The 23002-nt window shown below is 60.4% G+C and carries 23 protein-coding genes; 8 read left to right on the plus strand and 15 right to left on the minus strand.

Annotated elements, in window-relative coordinates:
* Positions 1 to 119: 119 nt before the first annotated feature.
* The 11 genes from flgL to flgB form a co-directional block, all read right to left on the minus strand.
* Positions 120 to 1334 (minus strand): flagellar hook-associated protein FlgL, encoded by a 1215-nt coding sequence (flgL, locus tag BTW07_RS03670; RefSeq protein ID WP_075568801.1) that lies wholly within the window; start codon positions 1332 to 1334, stop codon positions 120 to 122.
* Between the two features lie 145 nt (positions 1335 to 1479).
* Complete coding sequence (gene flgK / locus BTW07_RS03675; protein ID WP_075568802.1) at positions 1480 to 3108, minus strand: flagellar hook-associated protein FlgK; 1629 nt, start codon at positions 3106 to 3108, stop codon at positions 1480 to 1482.
* Positions 3109 to 3234: 126 nt separating this feature from the next.
* A complete protein-coding gene (gene flgJ / locus BTW07_RS03680) occupies positions 3235 to 4323 on the minus strand; it encodes a flagellar assembly peptidoglycan hydrolase FlgJ (protein WP_075568803.1) in 1089 nt (362 codons plus the stop codon).
* Complete coding sequence (locus BTW07_RS03685; protein WP_075568804.1) at positions 4323 to 5435, minus strand: flagellar basal body P-ring protein FlgI; 1113 nt, start codon at positions 5433 to 5435, stop codon at positions 4323 to 4325. Before BTW07_RS03685 ends, flgJ begins: the two co-directional genes overlap by 1 nt.
* A 35-nt stretch (positions 5436 to 5470) precedes the next feature.
* A complete protein-coding gene (locus tag BTW07_RS03690) occupies positions 5471 to 6142 on the minus strand; it encodes a flagellar basal body L-ring protein FlgH (RefSeq protein WP_075568899.1) in 672 nt (223 codons plus the stop codon).
* A gap of 41 nt (positions 6143 to 6183) precedes the next feature.
* Positions 6184 to 6966 (minus strand): flagellar basal-body rod protein FlgG, encoded by a 783-nt coding sequence (gene flgG, locus BTW07_RS03695; RefSeq protein ID WP_075568805.1) that lies wholly within the window; start codon positions 6964 to 6966, stop codon positions 6184 to 6186.
* 61 nt (positions 6967 to 7027) lie between these two features.
* Positions 7028 to 7795: a flagellar basal body rod protein FlgF gene (locus BTW07_RS03700; protein ID WP_075568806.1), complete on the minus strand. Its 768-nt coding sequence runs from the start codon at positions 7793 to 7795 to the stop codon at positions 7028 to 7030.
* Positions 7796 to 7900: 105 nt separating this feature from the next.
* Entirely contained in the window at positions 7901 to 9193 is a 1293-nt protein-coding gene (gene flgE, locus BTW07_RS03705) for a flagellar hook protein FlgE (protein ID WP_075568807.1), read from the minus strand.
* 64 nt (positions 9194 to 9257) lie between these two features.
* Positions 9258 to 9959, minus strand: a complete 702-nt coding sequence (locus tag BTW07_RS03710) for a flagellar hook assembly protein FlgD (protein ID WP_075568808.1) — start codon at positions 9957 to 9959, stop codon at positions 9258 to 9260.
* Positions 9960 to 9987: 28 nt separating this feature from the next.
* Entirely contained in the window at positions 9988 to 10398 is a 411-nt protein-coding gene (flgC, locus tag BTW07_RS03715; RefSeq protein WP_075568809.1) for a flagellar basal body rod protein FlgC, read from the minus strand.
* A 4-nt stretch (positions 10399 to 10402) separates the two neighbouring features.
* Positions 10403 to 10822 (minus strand): flagellar basal body rod protein FlgB, encoded by a 420-nt coding sequence (flgB, locus tag BTW07_RS03720; RefSeq protein ID WP_075568810.1) that lies wholly within the window; start codon positions 10820 to 10822, stop codon positions 10403 to 10405.
* Positions 10823 to 11031: 209 nt separating this feature from the next.
* Here flgB and flgA point away from each other — a divergent pair, with 209 nt between their 5' ends.
* The 3 genes from flgA to BTW07_RS03735 all read left to right on the plus strand — a co-directional run bounded on the left by flgA (position 11032) and on the right by BTW07_RS03735 (position 12784).
* On the plus strand, positions 11032 to 11808 hold the full coding sequence (gene flgA / locus BTW07_RS03725) for a flagellar basal body P-ring formation chaperone FlgA (RefSeq protein ID WP_075568811.1): 777 nt from the start codon (positions 11032 to 11034) through the stop codon (positions 11806 to 11808).
* Positions 11809 to 11923: 115 nt separating this feature from the next.
* Entirely contained in the window at positions 11924 to 12199 is a 276-nt protein-coding gene (flgM, locus tag BTW07_RS03730) for a flagellar biosynthesis anti-sigma factor FlgM (RefSeq protein WP_075568812.1), read from the plus strand.
* Positions 12200 to 12331: 132 nt separating this feature from the next.
* Positions 12332 to 12784, plus strand: coding sequence for a flagella synthesis protein FlgN (locus BTW07_RS03735; protein ID WP_075568813.1), 453 nt, complete (start codon positions 12332 to 12334; stop codon positions 12782 to 12784).
* A gap of 134 nt (positions 12785 to 12918) precedes the next feature.
* Here the strand turns inward: BTW07_RS03735 and BTW07_RS03740 are convergent, their stop codons facing one another.
* Complete coding sequence (locus BTW07_RS03740) at positions 12919 to 13299, minus strand: histone-like nucleoid-structuring protein, MvaT/MvaU family (RefSeq protein ID WP_075568814.1); 381 nt, start codon at positions 13297 to 13299, stop codon at positions 12919 to 12921.
* Positions 13300 to 13819: 520 nt separating this feature from the next.
* Between BTW07_RS03740 and BTW07_RS03745 the strand changes: the two genes are divergently transcribed.
* The 4 genes from BTW07_RS03745 to BTW07_RS03760 all read left to right on the plus strand — a co-directional run bounded on the left by BTW07_RS03745 (position 13820) and on the right by BTW07_RS03760 (position 17263).
* Positions 13820 to 14728, plus strand: coding sequence for a GGDEF domain-containing protein (locus BTW07_RS03745; protein ID WP_075568815.1), 909 nt, complete (start codon positions 13820 to 13822; stop codon positions 14726 to 14728).
* Between the two features lie 206 nt (positions 14729 to 14934).
* Complete coding sequence (locus BTW07_RS03750) at positions 14935 to 15573, plus strand: hypothetical protein (RefSeq protein WP_075568816.1); 639 nt, start codon at positions 14935 to 14937, stop codon at positions 15571 to 15573.
* Positions 15570 to 16316 carry a DUF3307 domain-containing protein gene (locus BTW07_RS03755; protein ID WP_075568817.1) on the plus strand — a complete coding sequence of 249 codons (747 nt, stop codon included), beginning with the start codon at positions 15570 to 15572 and terminating at the stop codon, positions 16314 to 16316. The genes BTW07_RS03750 and BTW07_RS03755 overlap by 4 nt, the downstream gene beginning before the upstream one ends.
* Positions 16313 to 17263 carry an N-acetylmuramoyl-L-alanine amidase gene (locus BTW07_RS03760; protein WP_075568818.1) on the plus strand — a complete coding sequence of 317 codons (951 nt, stop codon included), beginning with the start codon at positions 16313 to 16315 and terminating at the stop codon, positions 17261 to 17263. Before BTW07_RS03755 ends, BTW07_RS03760 begins: the two co-directional genes overlap by 4 nt.
* Before the next feature lie 43 nt (positions 17264 to 17306).
* On the opposite strand, the gene BTW07_RS03765 is transcribed toward BTW07_RS03760, so the two are convergent.
* Positions 17307 to 17861, minus strand: a complete 555-nt coding sequence (locus BTW07_RS03765; protein WP_075568819.1) for a helix-turn-helix domain-containing protein — start codon at positions 17859 to 17861, stop codon at positions 17307 to 17309.
* A 158-nt stretch (positions 17862 to 18019) separates the two neighbouring features.
* On the opposite strand from BTW07_RS03765, the gene BTW07_RS03770 reads away from it, so the two are divergent.
* Positions 18020 to 19213, plus strand: a complete 1194-nt coding sequence (locus tag BTW07_RS03770) for a benzoate/H(+) symporter BenE family transporter (protein ID WP_075568820.1) — start codon at positions 18020 to 18022, stop codon at positions 19211 to 19213.
* A gap of 37 nt (positions 19214 to 19250) precedes the next feature.
* Here BTW07_RS03770 and BTW07_RS03775 read toward each other — a convergent pair whose 3' ends face one another.
* Positions 19251 to 20153, minus strand: coding sequence for a transglutaminase family protein (locus tag BTW07_RS03775; protein ID WP_075568821.1), 903 nt, complete (start codon positions 20151 to 20153; stop codon positions 19251 to 19253).
* A 146-nt stretch (positions 20154 to 20299) separates the two neighbouring features.
* Positions 20300 to 22831, minus strand: coding sequence for a circularly permuted type 2 ATP-grasp protein (locus BTW07_RS03780; protein WP_075568822.1), 2532 nt, complete (start codon positions 22829 to 22831; stop codon positions 20300 to 20302).
* Between the last annotated feature and the right edge of the window lie 171 nt (positions 22832 to 23002).

The raw sequence follows: 23002 nt of genomic DNA on the forward strand, positions 1-23002 counted from the left end.
AGAGCGTTTCAATATCCCATATGCAGAAAGGGACGCATCCTGCAGGATGCGTCCCTTTCTTTCCTATCCCGTCTTCATGTCGAACAGCTATCGATCTCGACCCGGGCCGAGGCGGTCCGTCACATCAGATCGAACAGGGACGTCCCCTGAAGATCGACGAATGCTTTCTGCGAAGCCTGCAATCCCACCTGACGCAGCACGTAATCCGAGATGGCCGTGGTGTAGTCCAGATCGATCAGATCACTCTGAGTCTGGGTATAGCTGATCGCGCGATCGCTGCCCACGGCATCTAGGGTATCCAGCTCGTTGAGCCGGGCACCCACTGATGCCCTGACGGTCAGCACATTGTCCAGCGCGTTATCCATCTCCCGGCTGGAGGTCGACAGGGTGTTGGCAAAAGCGGCCTTGTCGGCATCGGAATCGAGCGGATTTTCCAGCGCCGAGAGCATGTTCTCGAAGGTAGTAAAGACATCCGGACTCATGTTCCTGGCGGGTCTTACCGAGAGGGAATCTCCGCCTTCCGGCGCGCCTTCCATTGTCAGACGCACGCCACCGAATTCTAGCGTGGTACTGGTGCCATCGTAGGTGCCCGAGGTGTCGCCATTCGGACCACCGCTGATCGTGTATTCGAAAGTCCCGTCGCCGTTATCGCTGAACGAGATCGCATAATCATCGCCGTAACCGTCAGCCGTAGTGTCAGTTACCTTAGGGCCGGTAAATGTCAGGCTGCCACTGTTTCCGCTGTCAGCCCTGGCCAAGTAACCGGATCCTGCCGCCACCGTCTGAAACACGTCACGACCGGTATTGCCGACTTCCATGAGTCGCGAGGAATCGACCTTCTGCTCACGAACCTGATCGGAGCCGGCATATTGGACGGCGCCGGACACATCCTTGACGAAGGGCTCGGCACCGTCCTGGTAGCCGCCAAAAAGGTAACTGCCGTTACCGTCGGTGGAATTGGCCTGTCCCAGCAGCGCTTCGTAGACGCCTCGCATCTCTGTCGCCATCGACTGACGGTCAGCATCACTCAGCGTGCCGTTACCCGCCTGAACCAGCAGCTCCTTGGCTCGCGTCAGAGAGTCGGAAACGCTGTCGAGAATGCTCTCCTCCTGGCTCAACGAATTGCGCGCCGTGATTCGACTGTCGCTCTGCTGACCATTGGCGGCCAGTGACTGCGACACCCCGACTGCCCGCGAGGCGGCTTGCGGGTCATCTGACGGCCGCACGACGCGCTTGCCGGAGGCGATCTGTTCGCCGACCTCCATGAAAGCGCTCTGCTGGCGGTTCATCGAGCTGACACTGCGCTCGAACATCATCACGGTGCTGACACGCACGGCTCTCTCCTCGAAGGCGCCTCGAAACCGACGCGCTCAATGGCTATTCAATAAAGACGCTTCTCAACGACGCTTCTCAAAAACGATGCTTCTCAAAGACGCTTCTCAAAGACGACATCGATCAATCATGACCCTTCGGCAACGCTCAGGAGCGTAGACCCAGGATGGTATCCATGATGGTCGAGCCGGCTTCGATAACCTTGGCATTGGCTGAAAAGTACTGCTGAAACTGCAACAGATTGGCGTACTCCTCATCCAGATTCACGCCCGAGTCGGCCTGCTGATAGGCGTAAAGCTGGTCGCTCAACCCTTCCTGGGTAGTGAGGTTGGCCTGAGTAATCGCTGTACGGTTGCCGACATCGCTGACCAGCGACGCGTAACCGCCGCTGAAGGTGGCACTGCCGCCGACCAGTTTCTGATTCTGTAGATCGAGCAGTGCCAGCGCGTTGCGGTTGTCACCGCTACCGCCGCCGTCGGCAGCCGCCGCCGCGATCTCGCTGGTATCGCTCAACGCCACATCGAATCCGGCTGCCGCATGACGTGTCGGCTGGAGCATGAAGACATCGCCCTCGGCCGGGCTGCCACCAGGCGTTAGCGTCACCCCGGCGACGGACAGGTTGCCGTCGCCGTCGGGGGAGATCGTGCTGATCTCGCCGCTACCCAGATTCTCGACCGAGTAGGAACCATCCGCCTGATAGGTCAGACGATAGTCGTCCGCGGTCAGCTCGCTGACATCGCCATACTCGGCGCTCATCGAACCACTGCCGGTATTGGTCGAACGGCTGATGACAGTAGGGCTGCCGATATCGAAGAAGGCTTCGCCCGGATCCCCGTTGAGATCCAGGCCGGCTTCATGCTGCTTATTGAAGCTCCCCGCCAACGTCACCGCCAACTGCCCCAGTTGATTCTGGGCGCTGTCCAGCGTCTCGCTGCGAAAGCTCATCAGCCCGCCGAGCTCACCGCCCTGGATGACCGATTCCTTGAGCGGGGAGCGCGAACCGGCGCCATCCTGATAGGCGATCGTGGTGCTGGAGGGATCGTCGCTACTCTTGACAGCAACCAGATCGAACGACTGGTTACCGGCGACCAGCGGCATGCCATTGGATAGCGAGACCTGGTAGGTCGAGCCGTCCTGCACCTGGACATTGACGTCGACCAGCTCGCCAAGATCACTGACCAGCTTGTCGCGCTGATCCAGCAGCGCATTGGGCTCCTCGCCACTTCGGGCGCGGGCCAGCGTGACCTGCTTGTTGAGATTCGAGATCTGGTCACTGAGATTGTTGACCTGTGTCACCACGTCACCGATCTGACCGTTGATGCCCTCACGCATGTCGCTGAGGTAGCCGTCATAGGCTCGGAACTGCGCCGCCATGCTGTTAGAGCTGCCCAGCAGCCCTTCCCGCGCTGCGGCGTCCGCCGGTGCGCCGGTCAGATCCTCGACGCTGGAAAAAAAGCCCTGCATCAAGGTGGTCAGGCCGGAATCGCTATCCGCCAACAGGTCATCGATCTGATTGATCTGGCTCTGATAGGTTTCCAGTGCCGACTGACGGCTGTTGACCTGATTGAGCTGCGAACTGATGTAACTGTTGTACTGGCGCTGAATGCCATCGACGCTGACGCCGGCACCAGCGCCCACACCACTGCTGTTCTGCCCCAGCAACGTCAACTGGCGGCTATAGCCGTCGGTATAGACGTTGCTGATGTTGTTACTGGTGGTCGACAGCGCGTTCTGCGCTGCGCTCAAACCGCTCAGGCCAATCGAAAACAGGCTCATATCGCTATCCCGTGAAACGCCATGACGACTGTGGCGATGTCCGTGCAAGATTATGATTTTTATCGGCTGCGAAAGCCGCTTCTTGATCCTTGCGGACAGCGATTTCGCAACGAATTGTTACTGCGATCAGAAGATGGCGGTAGGCAAGTCGTCAGGACCGAATGGATTGCCGCCATTGCCAGCCATCGCCACCAGGTTGCTACCTGCCGAAGCGTCGAGCGTGCCCAACTGGGCCATGATGCCACGCAACTTCTCGGCATAGCGCGGATCGGTGGCATAGCCGCCCTGCTGCAATGCCTGCGCTGCCATATCCGGCGAGGAGGCGGTCACGACGCCCTGGTAGCGAGGGTTATCACCGATCAATCTGGCGTAATCGGTGAAGGCATCGGCATAGGAGTCATAGACGCGGAAGCGGTCGGCCATCTTGATCGGCCGCCCGTCGACATACTCGGTGGTGGTGATTTCCGTGGTGGCCCCCTGCCAGGACCGCCCGGCCTTGATGCCGAACAGGTTATGACTGTTGCCACCGCTGGCCGTGGGAATCTCACGCTGGCCCCACCCGGTTTCGAGCGCGGCCTGGGCGAGAATCAGCTTGGCGGGCACACCCGACGCACCTTCGGCCTTCCTGGCAGGCCCGGCAAGGCTATCCAGAAAGGCGCGGACGTGTGCCGGGCGGTCATCGGTTTCGGCAGGCGCCATCGCCGATGAAGAGGCGACTGAAAACTCATTGGACCTCGCACCGCTGCCGGCGATACCCGCCCCTGGCATGTCGTGCCGTAACGGCTCCGGCATGAACCCTGGCGTGCGCAGCCCGCCGTGCAGCAATCGCGGCGCTCCCCGCGGGATGCCGGCGATCAGGGTCGAGGTATCCTCGGAGGCAGCCGCGCCGGGAAGCGCTGCCGTTCCCGGCAAGCCACTGCCTTCCAGCTGCTGAACCAGCTGATCGGCCAGCCCCAGACCCTTGCCCGCGAGCTGCTGCGCCCACTGCTGATCCTGCATGGAGCGCATCATGTCCATCTGATCGCTCTGCAGCAGACCGGACTTGGGGCTGGCATCACGCATGCTCTTTAGCATCATCTGCAAAAAGACCGCCTCGAACTGACGCGAGGCCTCCTTGAGACTGCCCTGCGGCGAGTTGGCCGCGCTGTATTTGAGCTTCTGCACGCTCTGAACGTCGAGCGCGAACTGGCCGGAGAGATCGTTGCTGATCGCCATCAGATGACATCCAGTTCGGCGTTGAGCGAGCCTGCGGACTTCAACGCCTGCAGAATCGACATCAGATCCTGGGGCGAAGCGCCCAACGCGTTCAAGGCATTGACCACGTCCATCAGATCGGCACTGGTCTCGACCATCTGCAGCGCCCCGCCTTCCTGCTGAACGGTGATATCGGCGTTGGGCACTACCACGGTGTCGCCACCGGCGAGCGCATTGGGCTGGCTGACCTGAGGATTGGAATCGATGACGATCGACAGGTTGCCGTGAGCCACCGCGGCACGATTGAGCGTGACGGTATCCGACAGCACCACCGACCCGGTACGCGCATTGAGAATGACTCTGGCCGGGCCACGCTCGGTGGTGACGTTCACCCCCTGAACGCGGGCCAGAAAGGTGACGCGATCGTTGTCATTGGCGGGCAACTTCAACTGCACCGTACGCCCGTCCAGCGCGGCCGCCACCGGCGCTCCGAACTCCTGATTGATTGCCGTCACCATGCGTCGGGCGTTCTCGAAGTCGGACTGCTTCAGAAACAGATCCAGCGTGCCGCTGGCGTTGCCAAGACGCATCGGCACTTCCTGCTCGACCAGACCGCCACCGGGAATGCGTCCGGCAGACAGGTGATTCACGGAAACGCTGCTGCCTGCAGCTTCCGCCCCGGCGCCGCCCACGTAGACATTGCCCTGGGCCAACGCGTAGACGCGGCCGTCGGCGCCCTTGAGCGGCGTCATCAGCAGCGTGCCGCCGCGCAGGCTGTCGGCGTTGCCGACCGACGAAACGGTGACATCGATCTCCTGGCCCTGACGCGAAAACGGCGGCAGTTTTGCCGTCACCATCACCGCCGCCACGTTGCGTAGCTGCATGTTGGTACCAGCGGGAATCGTGACCCCCAGCTGCGACAACAGGTTGGTGACGCTCTGGCCGGTGAACGGAGCCTGGGTGGTCTGGTCGCCCGTACCATCGAGTCCGACTACCAGGCCGTAACCGACCAGCGGGTTATCCCGCACGCCGGAAAAGTTGGCCAGATCCTCGATGCGCTGAGCCTGAGCGCTCAGGCTGAACAGCAGCATCGCCAGCAGCACCAACGTTTTCGTCAGCGACGAGTACCGCATCCGGGAAAGATATGAGAGACGAGACGACATAGGCATCAGAACGGTGAGATGTTGAGGAAGAAGCGCTGCAGCCAACCCATGGTCTGCGCTTCGTTGATATAGCCATCACCGATATATTCGATGCGGGCGTCGGCGACTTGAGTCGACTGCACGGTGTTGGAACCGCTGATCGCGCGGGGATTGACCACGCCGGAAAATCGGATGTACTCGGTGCCCTGATTGATCGCGATCTGCTTTTCCCCTCTCACCTTGAGATTTCCGTTGGCCAGCAGGTCGTAGACCGTCACGGTAATCGTCCCGGTGAAGGTGTTGTTGGCGTTGGCGCCACCGGCACCGTTGAAGACGTTCTCGCCCTCGATATCATTGGCATATCGATCGAGAAAATCGAGATCATTGGGCAGCAATGTCGGCGTAAAGGACGCGGAGCCGTTACGCGTGGCATTCGCGGCAGAATTCTTGCTGGCGCTGACCTGTTCGTCGAGCACGATGGTAATGATGTCGCCGACCTGGCGCGGACGACGATCCTCGAACAGCGGCTGGAAGCCGAATCGAGCCTGATAGATGGAGCCGTTGGCCTGAACGGGCGGGGTCGAGGGAATCTCCACCGGCGCCGAATCCTCGACCACGGAGTGACGCGGGATCTGGGCACAGCCGGTCGCGGTCAACACCAGACACAAGCCTGCCAGCATGATCACTCTTCGCCACATCGTGGCCAATTCTGCGGTCAGCAACACGCGCCTTCCCCGGTTTATAGCTGCGTCAGACGCTGCAGCATCTGATCGGAAGTTTCGACAGCCTTGCTATTGATCTCGTAGGCCCGCTGCGTCTCGATCATGCTCACCATCTCCTCCACCACGTTGACGTTGGAGGTCTCTACGTAACCCTGGTAGAGCTTGCCAGCACCATCCAGGCCGGGGTTGAGGTCGGTACGTGGTCCGGAGGCATCGGTTTCCAGATACAGGTTCTGGCCAATGCTTTGCAGCCCGGTCGGATTGATGAACGTGGAGAGCATCATCTGCCCCACTGCGTTGCTCTGAGACGTTCCCGGCTGAGTCACCGACACCGCGCCGTCCTGGCTGACCGTGATCGACAGCGCGTTCTGGGGGATCACGATCGGCGGATCGACCGGGTAACCGCCGGCGGTCACCAGCTGGCCGTTCTCGTTGACCTGAAAGCTGCCATCACGGGTATAGCCAGTGGTGCCATCCGGCATCTGTACGGCAAAGAAGCCCTTGCCGTTGATCGCGAGGTCGCGGGAGTTCTCGGTATTCTGCAGGCCACCCTGCGTGTGCAGGCGCTCGGTCGCGACCGGGCGAACACCGGTACCTACCTGCATGCCCGAAGGCAGCGTATCGACCACCGAGGACTGCGCGCCGGGCTGACGCACGTTCTGATACAGCAGATCTTCGAAGACGGCACGAGACCGCTTGAAGCCATTGGTCGAGACGTTGGCCAGGTTGTTGGAAATCACGTCCAGCTTGGTCTGCTGCGATTCCAGGCCAGTCTTGGCCGTCCATAATGATTTGATCATGACAAAAATCCCGCTGTCGGTGCGCAAGCGCGGTGGCTGGCGCCGCTGGTCGAAATTGACGTTAGCTGGTCAGAGAAAGAAGACTGTTGGCGCGTTGCTCGTTCTCATCCGCGCTTTCGATCACCTTCATATGCATGTCGTAACGTCGGGCGCTGTCGATCATCGAAATCATCGCGTCGGTCGCAGTGACGTTACTGCCCTCGAGCGCACCGGGAACCAGGCGCCGGGTATCATCGGCCGGTAGCGGCGGCGCGACATTCTGGCCTTGCGCCGGCGTCATGCGAAACAGGCCGTCTTCGCCGCGCACCAGGTTGTCGTTGCCTGGTGCAACCATCTTGAGCCGTGCCAGCGGTGCCACGGCGTCGGGGTTCTGACCCGGCTCCAGCACGCTGATCGAGCCATCCGGCGCGATCGTCACGTCGCCGCCGAGGGGCACCACGATGGCCTGGCCATTGTCGGAAAGAACCGGATTGCCGAGCGACGTCAGCAAGCCGGTGGAATCGACCTGAAGATCGCCGCGCCGGGTATAGGCTTCGCCGCCCTCCGGGGACTGCACCGTCAGCCAGGTATCGTCGCCTTGCAGAGCCACATCCAGACTGCGCCCGGTGGTGTTGATGTTGCCGGCCGTGAAGTCGGCGCCAGGCGTGGTCATCATGGAAGCGACACGCGTCGACAGACGCGCTTCGCCCTCCACCGGCACCGCGCGGAACGCCATCAGCTCACCTCGGAAACCCGGCGTGCTGACGTTGGCCAGGTTGTTGTTGACCACCGATTGCTGCGCCATGGTCTGGCTGGCACCACCGCCGGCGGTATAAAGAATTCTATCCATGACCGAAGCCTTTCAAGTCAGCCTTGCGAACCAGAGCTTGTCGAAGGGAGCGCGTTGCCGGCCATGCGGCGACCGGCAACGCCATTGCTGTTGGCGACCGAACTATCAGCGCAGCTGCGCCACCTGATCCATGACTTCGGACTGGGTACGAATGGAATTGGTGTTGGCCTGATAGTTGCGCTGCGCAATGATCAGATTGACCAGTTCCTGGGTCAGATCGACGTTTGACGCTTCCAGCGTCTCGGACTCGATCGACCCCAATGTACCGGTGCCCGCGGTACCCAGCAGTTCGTTGCCGGAATCCGCCGTCGCCGCGAACAGGTTGCCGCCGGAGGGTGTCAGGCCCTCAGGATTACGGAAGGTTGCCAGTGCGATCTGGCCCAGGCTGACCGTCTTCTCGTTGGCATAGCTGCCGACGACGGAACCGTCATCGGCGAAGCTGATACCGACCAGCGCCCCGGACGAATAACCGTCCTGCGCCAGGCTCTTGACCGTCGAGTCGTCGGAGAACTGGGTACTGCCCGCCATATTGAAGGTGGCGTTGATCGGATCCACCCCATTGCCCAGCTCGTTAGCGCCGAAGGACAACGTCGGCCAGTTGACCGGGTTGGCCGTGGCGTCCTGACCATTGATCGTCGCGAGCTTGCCGGCACTATCGAACGTCGCCGGGAATTCCTGATCCGTCAGCACGCCATCCAGTGCCGTGCGTGCACTCCAAGCGTTGTCACCGGTCTTCTGGAAATACAGTGTCGCGTTGTGCTGTGCGCCCTGGGAGTCGTAGACGGTGAAGCTGGTGGAGTAGTTATAAGCAATGGATGTCTGCTGGGTGGTGTCCTCGGCAGTCTTGGCAGCCAGGTTGTCATAGAGCACGGTAGTGGAGGTGTCATCGGCGACCGTGGATGCATCCAGGTTGAGCTGAATATTGATCCCGGTACCCGTCGCGCCGGTCGCGCTGGCCGGCATGTCCGCCGCCGGAATGTTGAGCACCTGCGGCTGGCCGCCGACGACGACGCCGGAATTGACGTTGGCGGCATCTGCCAGCCCGTAGCCCATCAGCCGCGCACCCTGGGCATTTTCCAGGAAGCCGTCGGCGGTCATCGTCAATTGGCCATTGCGCGAATAGCCGACCTCGCCCTCCTGCTGAAAACGCAGGAAGCCATCACCGCTGATGGCGATATCCAGATTTCGGCCGGTGGCTTCCAGACTGCCGGTGCTGAAGTCCTGAAGCACGCCGGAAACCCGGGTACCCAGACCAACGGCGCTGTTGGCAAAGACATCGGAAAACTGCACCGAGCCGCTCTTGAATCCTTTGGTCTGAGAGTTGGATATGTTGTTCCCGATGACATCCAACTGCTGAGCCGCGGCGTTGACGCCGCTCAATGCTTGTGAAAAACCCATGACTGATCCCCTGCGTTTATCGGTTGCGTACGCTAGAACTGTTCTGTGTCGGTACTGATCTTACTCAGAGAATCTGGCGCACTTCCGAGAGCGCCACGGGATCCTGAGCGTATCCCAAGTCGAGTTTTGGTCCATTCGCGCCCTGAATCACTCCGTTGACGAGGGCGTAATTCAGTGCTGTCGGCGCGTAGGTCTCATCACCCACGCTGCCAGTGAGGGATGCCGTATAGGTACTGTTGGGCGTGACACTGGTGCCGTCGGCCAACTTCCCATCCCAGGTAAAGCTGTGCACGCCGGCTTTCAGCGGTCCCGTCGAGAAACTGTCGATGATCTCGCCACTGGCGCCCCGAATATCGATCTGCAAATCCTCGACGGCGCTATTCAGCTCCACGCCGATCGGAGTGGTAACCACGCTGTCGGAACCCTCGGTCGAGCCGACCAGAATCTCGTTGCCCGGCACCATGACGCCCTGTCCGATCAATGCGGTGGCCTGCAGCGCCTGACCCGCGTCGATCTGATCGGTGATGGCGGACAGGCTATCGTTGAGTTTCTCGATACCGCTGACGGTGTTGATCTGAGCCAACTGAGCAGTCATGTCCGAGTTTTCCATCGGACTGGTGGGATCCTGGTTCTTCAACTGGGTGACCAGCAGCGTCATGAATCGTTCGTTAAGCTCGCTGCCGGAATCGACCCCCTTGGTACTGCTGCTGGCGGCCGCGCCATTGATATTGGCTAGGGTACTGCTACCAATCACCGGACTGGACATGACATCTCCTTGATGTGCCCTAAACCGATCAGCCTTCGCCGATGGTGAGTGTTTTGGTCATCAGCGTCTTGGCGGTATTCATGACCTCGACGTTGGCCTGGTATGAGCGGGAAGCGGCGATCATGTCGACCATTTCGTTGACCGGATCGACATTGGGCATCTGTACGTAGCCTTCATCGTTGGCCAGCGGATGCCCGGGACGATACTCCAGCCGCAATGGCGTGGTGTTGTCTTCGACTACCCCATTGACGCGCACGCCACCCGCGCTTCCGCCCTGCTGACTCATCGCCTGGAACATCACCTGTCTGGCGTGGTACGGCTGCCCGTCCGGGCCGGCAACGCTATCGGCGTTCGCCAGATTGCTCGCCGTGACGTTCATGCGCTGCGAATTGGCAGACAGCGCCGACCCGGAAATTTCGAATACACTGAACATCGACATCGTATTACTCCGACTGCATGGCTTTCTTCAGGCCTTGAATCTTGCGACTGACGAAAGTGACATCCGCCTGATAGCGGAGCGAGTTGTCGGCGAAGGCCGAGCGTTCCCGGTCCATGTCGACGGTGTTGCCATCGAGACTGGGCTGATCCGGCACACGGTAGAGCAGGTCATGAACCCCCGATCCGCCGCCGGCGTGTCCCGGAATATGGCGGGCCGATGTCAGCGACAAGGACAAACCGCCGGAAGATTCACTGCGTCCCTGCTCCATGACCCGATTCAACTCCGTGCGAAAATCGAAGTCTCGGGCCTTGAAATTGGGCGTATCGGCGTTGGCGATATTATTGGCCAGAACCTGTTGACGCTCTGCGCGCAGATTGATGGCTTCCTGCTGAAAGCGCAGCGCGTTATCCAACTTGTCGAACATGCCGTGCCCCTCGATGGCGTTCGCTGGAAATTTGACAGGATGGAGAATAGCGGCGGGCGGTTCGTTTCAAACGTGTAAACAAGCTGTCAATTGCGCGCCATTTTCAGCAATGCTCGTTGTCGGGCATCTCTACAATCGCTACCCAATGTGGAGAATTCCGTCGCCTGGCGGGAAGCGCCGCGATACTCACCGCCGCCGAGATCCGTGACATGCGTGACGACCCGTCCGAAGCCTTGCAGCGCCTTCGATCGAGATATCGCCCCTACATCCAACGCCTGCTGTGGGCCGCCGCCGTAACGCTGATGACCTGCCTGTTCGCGCTATCGCTACTGCCGATACCTTCGATCGCTCGCGCGGACGACAACATCGTCGAGCAAGGCGACCCCCTCACGCTCAGCGTGGAGCGATTTCTCCAGCAGCGCACCGCCTCACTCGGCGATCAGGTAACGATCGACATCCGGCAGAGCGCCGCCGATCTTGGACACTGCATCAACCCGCAACCGTTTCTGCCCCGTCCCGGCGTGCCCCAGGGCCGGGTGACGGTGGGCGTCCACTGCGGTAACGACGGCAGTCAGACGCGCTATCTTCAGGCGACGATTTCGGCGACGGTTCGCCACCTGGTGGCTCTCAAGTCGATCGATTCCGGCCAGCGTATCGATCCCGCGATGCTGGGCTGGCAACAGTCGGAGATTTCACGGCTACGCCGAGGTTATCTCGACAACATGGATCAGGCGTCCGGCATGGTGGCCACACGACGCATTCCGGATGGCGCGACCTTGACCGACAACATGTTGAGAAAGCCCTGGATGGTGAAACGCGGCGATACGGTCGTGCTGACAGCCGTCGGTCAGGGGTTTCGCGTCAGTCGCAGCGTCGAGGCGCTGGACAATGGCGGATTGGGCAGTACCATTCGCCTCAAGACCGAGAACAACCAGATCCTCCAAGGAACGGTGACAGGTCAGGACCGACTGCGTGTCGACATCTGATCTGCTCAGATAAATTTCTTAACAAAACTCCGTTCGAATCTCTTTCAGCTCGCGCTGCTTTTGCCGATAACGTAAGCAACCACGGGATTGTGCATACAGCCATGAGGTAACGACCTTGAAAATCGATCAGACACAGCCGCTGACTCGCTCCACGCAGAACGAGCCCGTCGAGCAGCGCAAAGGCGCCGAATCACTGGAAGACACCAAAGCCTCGGCCGGCTCCACGACGACGTTGAGCCAGATCCCGAAGGGAGATGCGAGCGAAGATATCGATACCGCTCGTGTCAACGAGATTCGCCAGGCAATTTCCGAGGGCCGGCTCGAACTCGATACCGGCAAGATCGCCGACGGTCTGGTCCAGAGCGTTCGCGATATGCTGGACAAGTCCTAGGTTCTGTCTGAAAAATCGACGAGCGCAGGCAGTTTTCAGACAGTGCCTAATCACCTGATTTCAGGGCCTGTGACATCAGGCTCCTTTTATTTCAGGTTCCTTCTATTTCAGGCCTGATGGCAGGATTCCCGCATGACGCCAGCTGAATTGATTGCCGAACAGCAGACTCTGTTGCAGACACTTGTGCAAACGCTCGATGCCGAAGCCAGTTGCCTCGGCGAAGGCAGAGTGGACGGGGAGCGTCTTGGCGAACTGGCCGCACTCAAGCAGCGCCAGCTGGATGCGCTTGATCGGATCGAGAGCCTTCGTCGGGAGCATCAGCAATCCCAGGGGTTCGGCACGGGCAGTCAGGGGGCCGGGCAGTTCGCCCTCGCGATAGGCGGGCATGAGGCATGGCAACGAATTCGTGCGCTGGCGGAACAGGTGCGTCGAACCAATCGCCTCAATGGCCACATCATCTCCGCCCGGCTGGAACACAATCAGCAAGCCATCGATTTTCTGAACCGCGCCATCGGCGGCAACGTCTACGGTCCCAGGGGCGAGTCCCGGCATAACGGATTTGGCGGTATCAGTTCCAAGGCGTGATACGGCGAGAGTCCCATCGCCACTCAATGCTCACCTGGCGCTGAAAAATTCGAGGTCTATGGAACGCAGAACCCTCCGCCGAGAGACTCGACGGAGGGTTCTTTTTTGGCTGAGCGGGATGAAAAGAAAAGCGCTCAGTCTTCCGTTCTGACGACCCAGGATTCGACGGTGTCGCTACCGTGCTCGTCCTTCCACACTTTCAAGGTCTTGTGGTTACCACCGCGCGTTTCGACCACTTCCCCGGTGGTGGGGTTCTTGTAAATCTTGAGCTTACGCTTGCGACGGCTACCCGTTGAGCCGGTCTGCGACGTCGTGGTCTGGGCGTTGTCGGCTTTGGGGTTCAACAACTCAATGACGTCACGTGTCGTCTTGCCGTATTCCGCCATCAATGCTTCGAGCTTCTCCTTGAACTCGAGCTCGGCTTTCAGACGTTGGTCACCTTCCATGCGCTTCAGCTCTTCTTCAAGCTGCTTCAGGAGCTGTTCTTTCTTGACGTAATCGCTGAGTAGAGACATTCGTTGTTCCGTTGCGGATTGGTTTAAGCGTGGATATTATTGCCGATATCCACAAACTTGCAAGTCTTATCGAAGTGATTTTTTTAAAACAAACGGATTGCCAATATTTATTTAACGGCGGCTTCGTTAATGAGGCAGGACACTAACGGCCTTCGCTACGCCAATGCCGAGGTTGTTTTTTAACGACTCTCGATCCAGCCATACAATGCCATCCGGACTATCGTCTGGCAGGCCCATCATTGTCCAGTAGCCCCATGTCTATTGAATACTTTCATCATCGGCACCAGATACTGGCATTTCCCGTCAACAAATAACGCCGGACAATGGCCACTACATCAATGAAATCTAATTGGTTGGCGCTCTTCCAGGTGTCTACAGTTTTTCCTCCTGTCGTCGATAGTGGATAGGAGACTCGGAGCCGACAGGAATGAAATCGAGTTCCTCCTGTCTGGCCGCACAGGGCGTATTTTCGATGATCAGGACACCGGCTCAAGATATGCCAAAAACTCGAAGTCACTTCTTGACCCGAACGCTGGCGGTGTTGGCCGGCATCTGGTTTTTCGCTTCGCTGCTGATGTTGGGCGCAGCCTGGCTGGCCGTCTCAGGCGGACCGTTCGCGATCGTCGTACTGACCACCCTTTTCAGCGGGCTGACCGGCCTGGTAGCCAGTGTCTGGCTGTTCGATCGCCGGTTGCTGGTGCCGATCAGACGACTCGCGGATCATGTCCGCCTCGAGCATGACTTCACCAGCACTTCGCGGCAGGTGCCCCCGGATCTGACCAGCCGCTCGGATGCCGTGGGCCTGCTGGCACGCCAACTGCAAAAGTTGATTGAAGAATCCAGGAGTTACAACGCCGCGCTACTGGAGCAGACGTTGAACGACCCGCTGACCGGGCTTGGCAATCGGCGCCTGCTGGAAAGTCGCCTCAACATGCTCGTGCCTCTCAGTCGCCGCCTGAGCTGTACGGTGTCGGCGATGATGATCGATGTCGATCACTTCAAGGCATTCAACGATCACTATGGTCATCCGGCAGGCGATGCGTGTCTCGTCGATATCGCCGGTGTGCTCAGGGATACTTTCCGCAGGGAAACCGATGTCGTGGTACGCCTGGGTGGCGAAGAGTTTCTGGTCCTGCTGATCCACACCGGCAAGGAGGAAGCCTGGGCGCTGGCCGATGCCATGCGCGGCATGATCCAGGCACTGGGGCTACCTCACGAATACTCGCCGGTTGCGGAGGTCGTGACCGTCAGTGTCGGGGTAGTGACCAGCCCCAATGGCTTGCTGATCGACATCGACGACATGATTGCGCACGCCGATCAGGCACTCTACGACTGCAAGGCTCATGGCAGAAATCAGGTGGCGGCACGCGTGATCGGCGTGGAGCAGACGGCGCAGGCGTTTCGTCCCTCGACCGAATCAACGGCGTAACCCGCCTCGGACAACAATCTTTACAGTTCAGCGGGCAATTTTTTACAGCAAAATACTGGATATAAATACAGTCATTAATTACCTTATCCTTATCGACGCACCAGCACTACCACCATTCTTTAATAGCCAAATTAATGCATAATCGCGAAAATAGCTTTTTTAAGCTATAGATTGACCGTTGTGAAAGACGTTGCGAAACACTATCGATGGGGATCTCTATGATCGGCGTGCTCAGCGGGGACATCGTCGCGTCTCGCGATATCAGCGACAAGCGCGCGCTTCGCCGCGCGATAGACCTCGGCATTGATCGACTTGGCCAGTCACTGGGCGCGGTGGGTATGCGATTTCGCGGTGACGCTTTTCAGGTAGCGATTCCCGAGGCGACGGAGTCGGTCACGGCAGCAGTAATCATGCGCGCCAGTCTCATCGAACACTCCCCCTCCAGACAGCAGATGTGGGATGCGAGAATCGCGATCGGCATCGGTGAAGGCAGCGTGCCCACACTCGACAACTTCATCGACGCCGATGGCGAGACCTTCGTGCGCTCCGGCCAGGGTCTGGACGCGTTGAGCGAGAGCCATCAGCGTCTGGGCCTGTTCCTCGCGACGCCGCAGCCGGATCTCGATCTGCTGATGCTGTTTGCCGATGACGTCATCAGCCACTGGAGCCATAACGCCGCAGAAGTGGTTCGCTTCAACCTGACGACCGAACACTCTCAAAGCGAACTTGCCAGACGCCTGGGTCGCTCCCAACCGACGATCAATCGTCGCCTGAGCGCCGCGCGCTGGTCGCTGATTCGCGAATTTCTCGAATTTACCCGGTTCCGCCTGGAGGGACTGACATGAGCGAGGCAAGTCTGTCACTGTTGTTGGCACTGCTGCTCTCGCACACCGTCGCCGACTTCGTTTTGCAAAGCGACAGCTGGGCGCTTCAGAAACAGCAACACCACTTCCGCGCACCGTCGCTCTACTGGCATGTCGGAATTCACATGCTGTTGAGCCTGGTCGTTCTCGTGCTCTTCGGCGCAAGCGTCGCTAGCGCTATTGTCGGCACACTCGGAATTGGTGCATCCCATTGGCTCATCGACACGCTGAAAAGTTATACCCCCGCGCGCCAGGTGCGCTTTTTCCTGCTCGACCAGCTCCTGCACATCCTGATACTCGGGCTCGTCTGGTGGTGGATCGTTGGCGACAACCTGTCCGGTCTCACGTTCGATCTCGCGCTGTTCTGGCAGCCGTCAACGCTACTGGTCGCTCTGGCGTATCTGACCGTGATGCGCCCGGCTTCGGTTCTGATCGCGCTGATCATGCGGCGCTGGAGTGAAGGCGTCGACACCCGAGGCACGCTGGCCGATGCGGGCGCGCGAATCGGCATGCTCGAGCGCTTTCTCATTCTGACTTTCGTCTTGAGCCATCAAATGGCCGCAATCGGGTTCCTGCTGACCGCCAAGTCGGTACTGCGCTTCGGCGACCTCTACGAGGACCGCGACCGCAAGCTGACCGAATACGTGCTGCTCGGCACCATGCTGAGTTTCTCGATCACGCTCACCCTGGGCCTGTTGACCCGCTATCTGCTGGACGCATTATGAGTCGCGTCGACGCCGGGCATTCACGCCCCGCCCGACACCTGCTGATCGCCGGGCTGCTGGCGCTATTGGCCGGCTGTACCAGCCTGCCGACGACGGAAGTTCGCGACGGCTACGTGGCCGATCGCGCGCATCGATCCGATGCCTACAACCAGCGGATTCGCTATCTGATTCTTCACTACACCGACTCCGAGGAAGCCAGGGCGATGCGCACCCTGCTCGGCCCTGATGTCAGCTCGCATTATCTGGTGCCCAGAGAGCCTCCCACGACGAATAGCCTTCCACGAGTCTGGCAACTGGTCGATGAATCCGCCCGCGCCTGGCACGCCGGCATCAGTGGCTGGGAAGACCGCACGCAGCTCAACGACACCTCGATTGGCGTGGAAATCGTCAATCGCGGTCCGCAGCGAGCGCTTCGGGATCCGTCTCGGAACACGCCCCAGAATACGTCTAACCGTCTGGCCGCCAGCCAACGATGGCAGCCTTACCCCGATGCGCAGATCGACGCTGTCATCGCGCTGGCAAACGATATCATCCACCGTTACCGCCTGCCGCCGACGGCCATCCTCGGGCACTCTGATATCGCGCCATCACGCAAGATCGATCCCGGGCCCCGGTTCCCATGGAAAAGACTTCATGATGCCGGGGTCGGCGCCTGGCCAGAAGACGATGACGTCGCTGACTATCGTCGACAGTTCGCGCGCTGCGCTCCCTCGATGACGCAAGTTCAGCGAGCGCTGAGCGCTTATGGCTACACCATCGACGTCAACGGCAAAGGGGATAGGCAGACTCGCGAGGTGCTACGCGCCTTCCAGATGCATTTTCGTCCCGCCAACTATGCCGGCCAGCCGGATCGCGAGACGTCAGCCATTCTGTGGGCACTACTCGCCCGTTATCGCCCACAGGCGCTAATGGACAACGATCTTTCAAGACCGGAATGCTCTCGATAAATCGATGAAAGAGAGAGGCCGGCGCCGGGTCCGCGGCAACGCTTCATTGGCTGGAAGAATAATGAATCAGATCGTGAACTCTGACCGATGCCCGTGACAGATTGCGATAGGCGTGAGGCTGATCACCCGGAAAGCGTATCGCATCCCCCGCCGCCAGGGTTTGCCACTCCTCGTCGAGTCGGAGTTCCATCACTCCTTCAAGCACGACCAGGTGCTCGACGACACCAGGCGCATGGGGTGCCGACTCGCTGACCGTGCCCTGTGGCAGCTCGATCACGAACATTTCGAATCCCAGTGTCGGATCGAATGTAAACAGCGGCGTGACGATCATTCCCGAGGCGTCGTGATGCCGTTGAGGAGTCGATGTCGGGCGCTGTAGTTCGGGGGTTTGCGCCACCAGAAAACCCGTAAGCGGTACCCGCAGACCACTGGCTATTTTCCACAATGTCGAGATGGTCGGCGTGGATTCACCGCGCTCGATCTGACCCAACATGGCCTTGCTCACGCCGCTGGCCTGAGCGACTCGATCAAGGCTCCAGCCACATTCGGCGCGGCGCTTTTTCAAGTGTCGGCCGATGGCCAATACATCCGCCTCCATGCTTCCTCCTGAGTGACGCACTGCTGGAGCCCTCACTTTACCGCAAGTGAATCGTCAGCCTGGAAAAACCAGGGTCGTGCGTTATAGCGCACATTGGCACCGCTTCATCGAAAGTGTACGCTATAACGCACATTACTGATCCCTTCGAGATATCTCCCATGGCTCGTTTACCGAATGGACGTCGCCTGGTTTCGTCCAGAATCACCCTCTCGCAGGTTACAGCCGGTTTCGTCGCGGTTCTGGTCGGATACACGAGTTCCGCCGTGATCATTTTCCAGGCTGCTGCTGCAGCCGGCGCCTCTCCCACTCAGATCGGAGGCTGGCTGAGCGCGCTGGGCCTGGCCATGGGCATCACCTCGATCGGGCTTTCGCTGCGCTATCGGCAACCCATCCTGACAGCCTGGTCAACCCCGGGCGCAGCATTGCTGGCAGTCAGCCTGCCGGGTCTTCCGCTGAGCCAGGCAATCGGTATTTTTCTATTCAGCGCCGTCCTGATTCTGATCTGCGGTGTCACCGGCTGGTTCGCCAGGCTGATGCAAATCATTCCGCAATCGATCACTGCTGCCATGCTCGCCGGCGTGCTGTTGCGCTTCGGTCTGGACGCATTTTCCTCGCTGGACGGAGACTTCCTGTTGGTACTATCGATGTTTTTAACCTATCTCGCCGCCAAACGATGGGTGCCACGCTACGCCATCGTGCTGGTACTCCTGGCAGGACTCGGCGTGGCCGGCCTGCTGGGTGAGATCGATATCCAGGCGGCCCAACTGATCGTCAGCGCTCCCTCTCCGGTCTGGCCAACCTTCTCGCTCTCGAGCCTGATTGGCGTGGGGATTCCACTGTTCGTGGTGACCATGGCCTCACAGAATGCTCCCGGCGTAGCCACGCTGCGCGCTGCCGGCTACGACGCACCCATTTCGCCGCTGATGCTATGGACCGGATTGGCGACGTTCCTTCTAGCCCCGTTCGGTGCCTTCAGTATCGGTCTGGCCGCCATTACCGCAGCGATCTGCATGGGGCCAGAGGTCGATCCCGAGGCGAGCCGGCGCTACCCGGCAGCGATCTGCGCCGGCGTATTCTATTTACTGGCTGGGCTTTTCGGTGGATCGATCGGCACTGTATTCGATGCCCTGCCGTCGGGCCTGGTGCTGGCGATCGCCGGCCTGGCGCTGCTTTCTAACATCGGCGGCAGCCTTCATCGCGCCCTGCTGCAAAGCCACCAGCGCGAGCCGGCCCTGATCACCTTTCTGGTAACCGGTTCCGGTGTGACCTTGTGCGGCATCGGCGCTGCATTCTGGGGGCTAGCGGCCGGGTTGCTAGCGCTGTTCGTACTGACGAAACCGTGCCGTATCTGAACTGACCAAAGACGCGCCAAAAAGGCGCCATTACACATCAAATGCCGATCAAGGCGCCCTGCCGCGACCGTCCATCGTCATCGGCGATCGGTTCGACATCCACCGAGACGTCGAGCTCGTGCGCGCCGCCGCCATTCATGATGCCCTTGAGCGGCGGTACATCACCGTAATCACGCCCCCACCCCAGAATGAGATGCCGCTCACCCGGCAGGTTGCCGTTGGTCGGATCGTACTCGAGCCAGCCCCAGTTCGGCACATGTACCGCGACCCAGGCATGGGAAGCATCGGCGCCGATCAACCGGGGTTGACCGGGTGGCGGCAGGGTTTCCAGATAGCCGCTGACATAGCGCGCCGAGAGCCCCAGCGAGCGCAGACATCCGATCATCAGGTGGGCGAAGTCCTGGCAAACGCCGCGCCGGGCGCGAAGCACGTCCAGCACCGGGGTCGCCAGCGTCGAGAACGCCGGGTCATAGGTGAAGGTCTCGAAAATACGACGATTGAGGTCATCTACCGCGTTCAGTAACGGCCGGCCGACCGGAAAGCTGGATGCTGCGAATCCGCGTAGCGCCGGGTCTCGGGAGATGAACGGGGAATCCAGCTGAAATTGGCGGAGTTCCGGTGTTCGGCTGGCATGTCGTACGGCCATCTGCCAGTCGTTATCGACCTCGCTTGGCGGCAGCGGGCGTCCCTGAGTTCGAAGGGTGGTCGAGGCAGTGACCGACAACGCCAGATGGACTTCCTGAACGCTGAAAAAGGCCACCCGATTACCGAAGAAATCGAGGCGCTCGCTGGTAACGGCCGGACGCGGCTCGATATCGAGTCCGGTCGGTTCGACCTTCTGCCACGATAGCTCCCGGGGCAGGATTCGTGCCTCGTTGTGGCATAGCGAAACCGGCGCCGCGTACTCATAGCGGGTCGTGTGGCGAACTCGATAGCGCATGCATCAATCCTGTAACGAAAAGATGACAACCGGGCGATGACAGTCGCTGGCGACGACAGTCGTCAACTCAATCATTCGCGAACTCGGTCACTCGCAAAATCAGCCGGTCGCGAACTCGGTCGGTCGTAAACGCCGCCAGCCGCCCGCTATGGTGTCTGCATCGGTATCAGCTGACGCGGGGCTTCGACGTGACTGAAGTGACTGTGCTCGATGGCCAAGGACAGCGCCTCGAGCGGCACCGTCAATGCATCGAGCAGATCCGCCAGTGCCTGCTTGGCATCTTCGTCATCCTCCAGCTTCGCCAGCAACTCCAGATCCGCCAGATGCAGGGCCGAGCGAGCCTTGATCAACAGCCGGGCCTCGTCGCTGCGATAAGGCGTATTGCTGGGCTGGGGTAGGCGCTCGATCTGGCGCTCGAGACGCTTGAACATGTAACCCACCGAGCGCGGGTTGGCCTCGTCGAACAGCAGCAGATCGAGAATGGCTGCCGGATGCAGCTCGCTGCGATAACGTCGCCGATACGCCGTGGCATTGTCGGTCGTGGTCAATACCACGTCCCACAGCGCCTCGCCGGCATGCCTCGAGTCGATCAGCGCCAGACGCAGCAGCGTCAGTGTCGCCAACGCTCGCTCGAGAAAACGCCCGATATCCATGAAGCGCCAGCCGAAGTGATGCGGCATGGTCTCGTTGCAAAGGCCGAAGAAAGCCGCCAGCTGGGTGATCACGGTCTCGACGGATCGCCGCCCCTGGTCGATACCGGCGTTGGGTAGCCGCACCGCTTCCTGACGCAGCTGATTGAAGACCCGCCAGGCATCGTCTCCCAGATGATCACGAACCGCGCGGCAGTTGTTGACCATACGCGAGACCATCATCGGTAAACTGCCGTCCTGGGTCTCGTGAAACAACCCCATCAGACGGTCCCGATGCATGACAAAACGTTCGACCGGCAACTCGCCGGGCGATGATGTATCGAGCTCGAGCAGATGCAGAAGGTCCTCCAGCGTGTCATCCGCCTGCCCTTCCTGCCCCTGCTCGAGCAATCGATACAGCGCCTCGCGCAGCAATCGGGACCGTCCCTCGAGCCGCTCGCCGTAGCGCCCGACCCAGAACAGGCTATCGGCAACGCGACTCGGTAGATCGGCGCCATCCCGCGTGACTACCAGCGGCTGGCGTGACCGCCGCAGACGGCTGACATGCGGCTGCGGTTCTTCCGCGGTCACCCACACATCCTTGACACACTGACTGGACCGCATCGCACTACCCGGAGCACCGTGCCACGCCACCCCACCGGGCATGACGTCATAACCACTGAATCGATAATCGGTATCGAAGACCGCCTGGGTGAAGCAGCGCACGTTGAACGGTAGTGGCGACAGCTCGGCACAGTCACGGCTGAAGAACGGCGCGGTCGCCGCCACCAGCGGCTGCTGGGCCACGTAACGATCCGGTTGGGCGACGATCGCCTGGCGCAACCGGCTGGCCGCCTCTTCGTTCATGTCCGCGGGCGACACCGGACCAGGCTCGCCGTCCAGGCGTTGAAAGCTCAGCGTCTCGAAGCCCGCCATCGCCCAGGCCAGCCCTTCCGGCTGCCCACACCAGTGACGCTCCATGCCTTCGATCTGCAATGTCTCGCCGAGCAGGCGCTTGCACAGGGCCGGCAGGTGTGCACCGATCAACGGATGTTCCAGCGCACCGACGCCCGGCGGATTGGCGACGCCGACTCCACCGGCCCGGATCGCCTCGAGCAGCCCGGGCACACCGATCAAGGAATCCCCTCGCAACTCCAGGGGATCGCTCCATGCATCGCCAATATGGCGCAGCAAAACGTCCACCGGCTGCAGCCCCCCCAACGTGCGGATCCAGACACGCGAGTCGCGCACCACCAGATCGCTACCCTCGACGAGGGCAAGATTGAGGTAGTTGGCCAGGTAGGCGTGTTCGAAATGACTGTCATGCCCGGGGCCCGGGGCCAGCAACGCGATGGTCGGATGATCGAAATTGAGCCGCGACAGTGACGAGAGCGAATGGTGTTGGGCACTCAGGAACCCCGCCAGCCGCTTCAGCGGTGCACGGCGATAGAGATCCGGCAAGGCACGCGCCATGGCGATGCGATTCTCCAACGCGAAGCCAACGCCCGAAGGAGACTGCACTCGATCCGCCAGCACACGCCAGTGTCCTTGCGCATCGCGCGTCAGATCCACCCCGTGCAGCAGCAGGCCAGGGTCTTCCTCGGCCAGCAGCTGATCGCAAGGCAGCAGAAAAGCGGAATTGGCATACAAGGCATCGGCCGGGAGCACACCTTCCGCCAGCATTCGACGCGGACCGTAGATATCCTTGAGCAGCGCTGCCATCAATCGGCTGCGCTGGCGCAGGCCCTGTTCGAGTTGCTGCCATTCCTGAGGCGCGATCACCAACGGCAGCGGATCCAGCCACCACTGACGGCGGCTGCCGGCTTCGTCGTTCGGCAGGTTGTAGGTCACGCCGTTCTCGTGCAGCAGGTGCTGCACTTCATCGGCTCGCTGCACCAGCGTATCCCGCCCCAACTGTCCCAATTGATCCAGTAGCGGCAGCCACCGCGGGCGCACCGAACCATCGTCAGCGATCAAGGCATCGTGAACGCTGCCAGGGGCATAAGTTTCCAACCAGGGAGTGCGAAGCGTCTCGATCGCCACCATCATCTATTGTCTGCGTGTGCGCCGGGGAATCCTTCCCAGCGGCCGGTCATCACCGGACTCCTGCCGGTGTCATGAGACTCGACGACATCGTCGACTTCCCGTTCTCAGCAAAGCGTTCAAAACTGATGCAATGCGGTCTTCATCGTGTCGCTGATGACATCCCATTATCGGCGC

It is taken from the genome of Salinicola socius (genome assembly GCF_001937195.1).
GTDB classification, from domain to species: Bacteria; Pseudomonadota; Gammaproteobacteria; order Pseudomonadales; family Halomonadaceae; genus Salinicola; species Salinicola socius.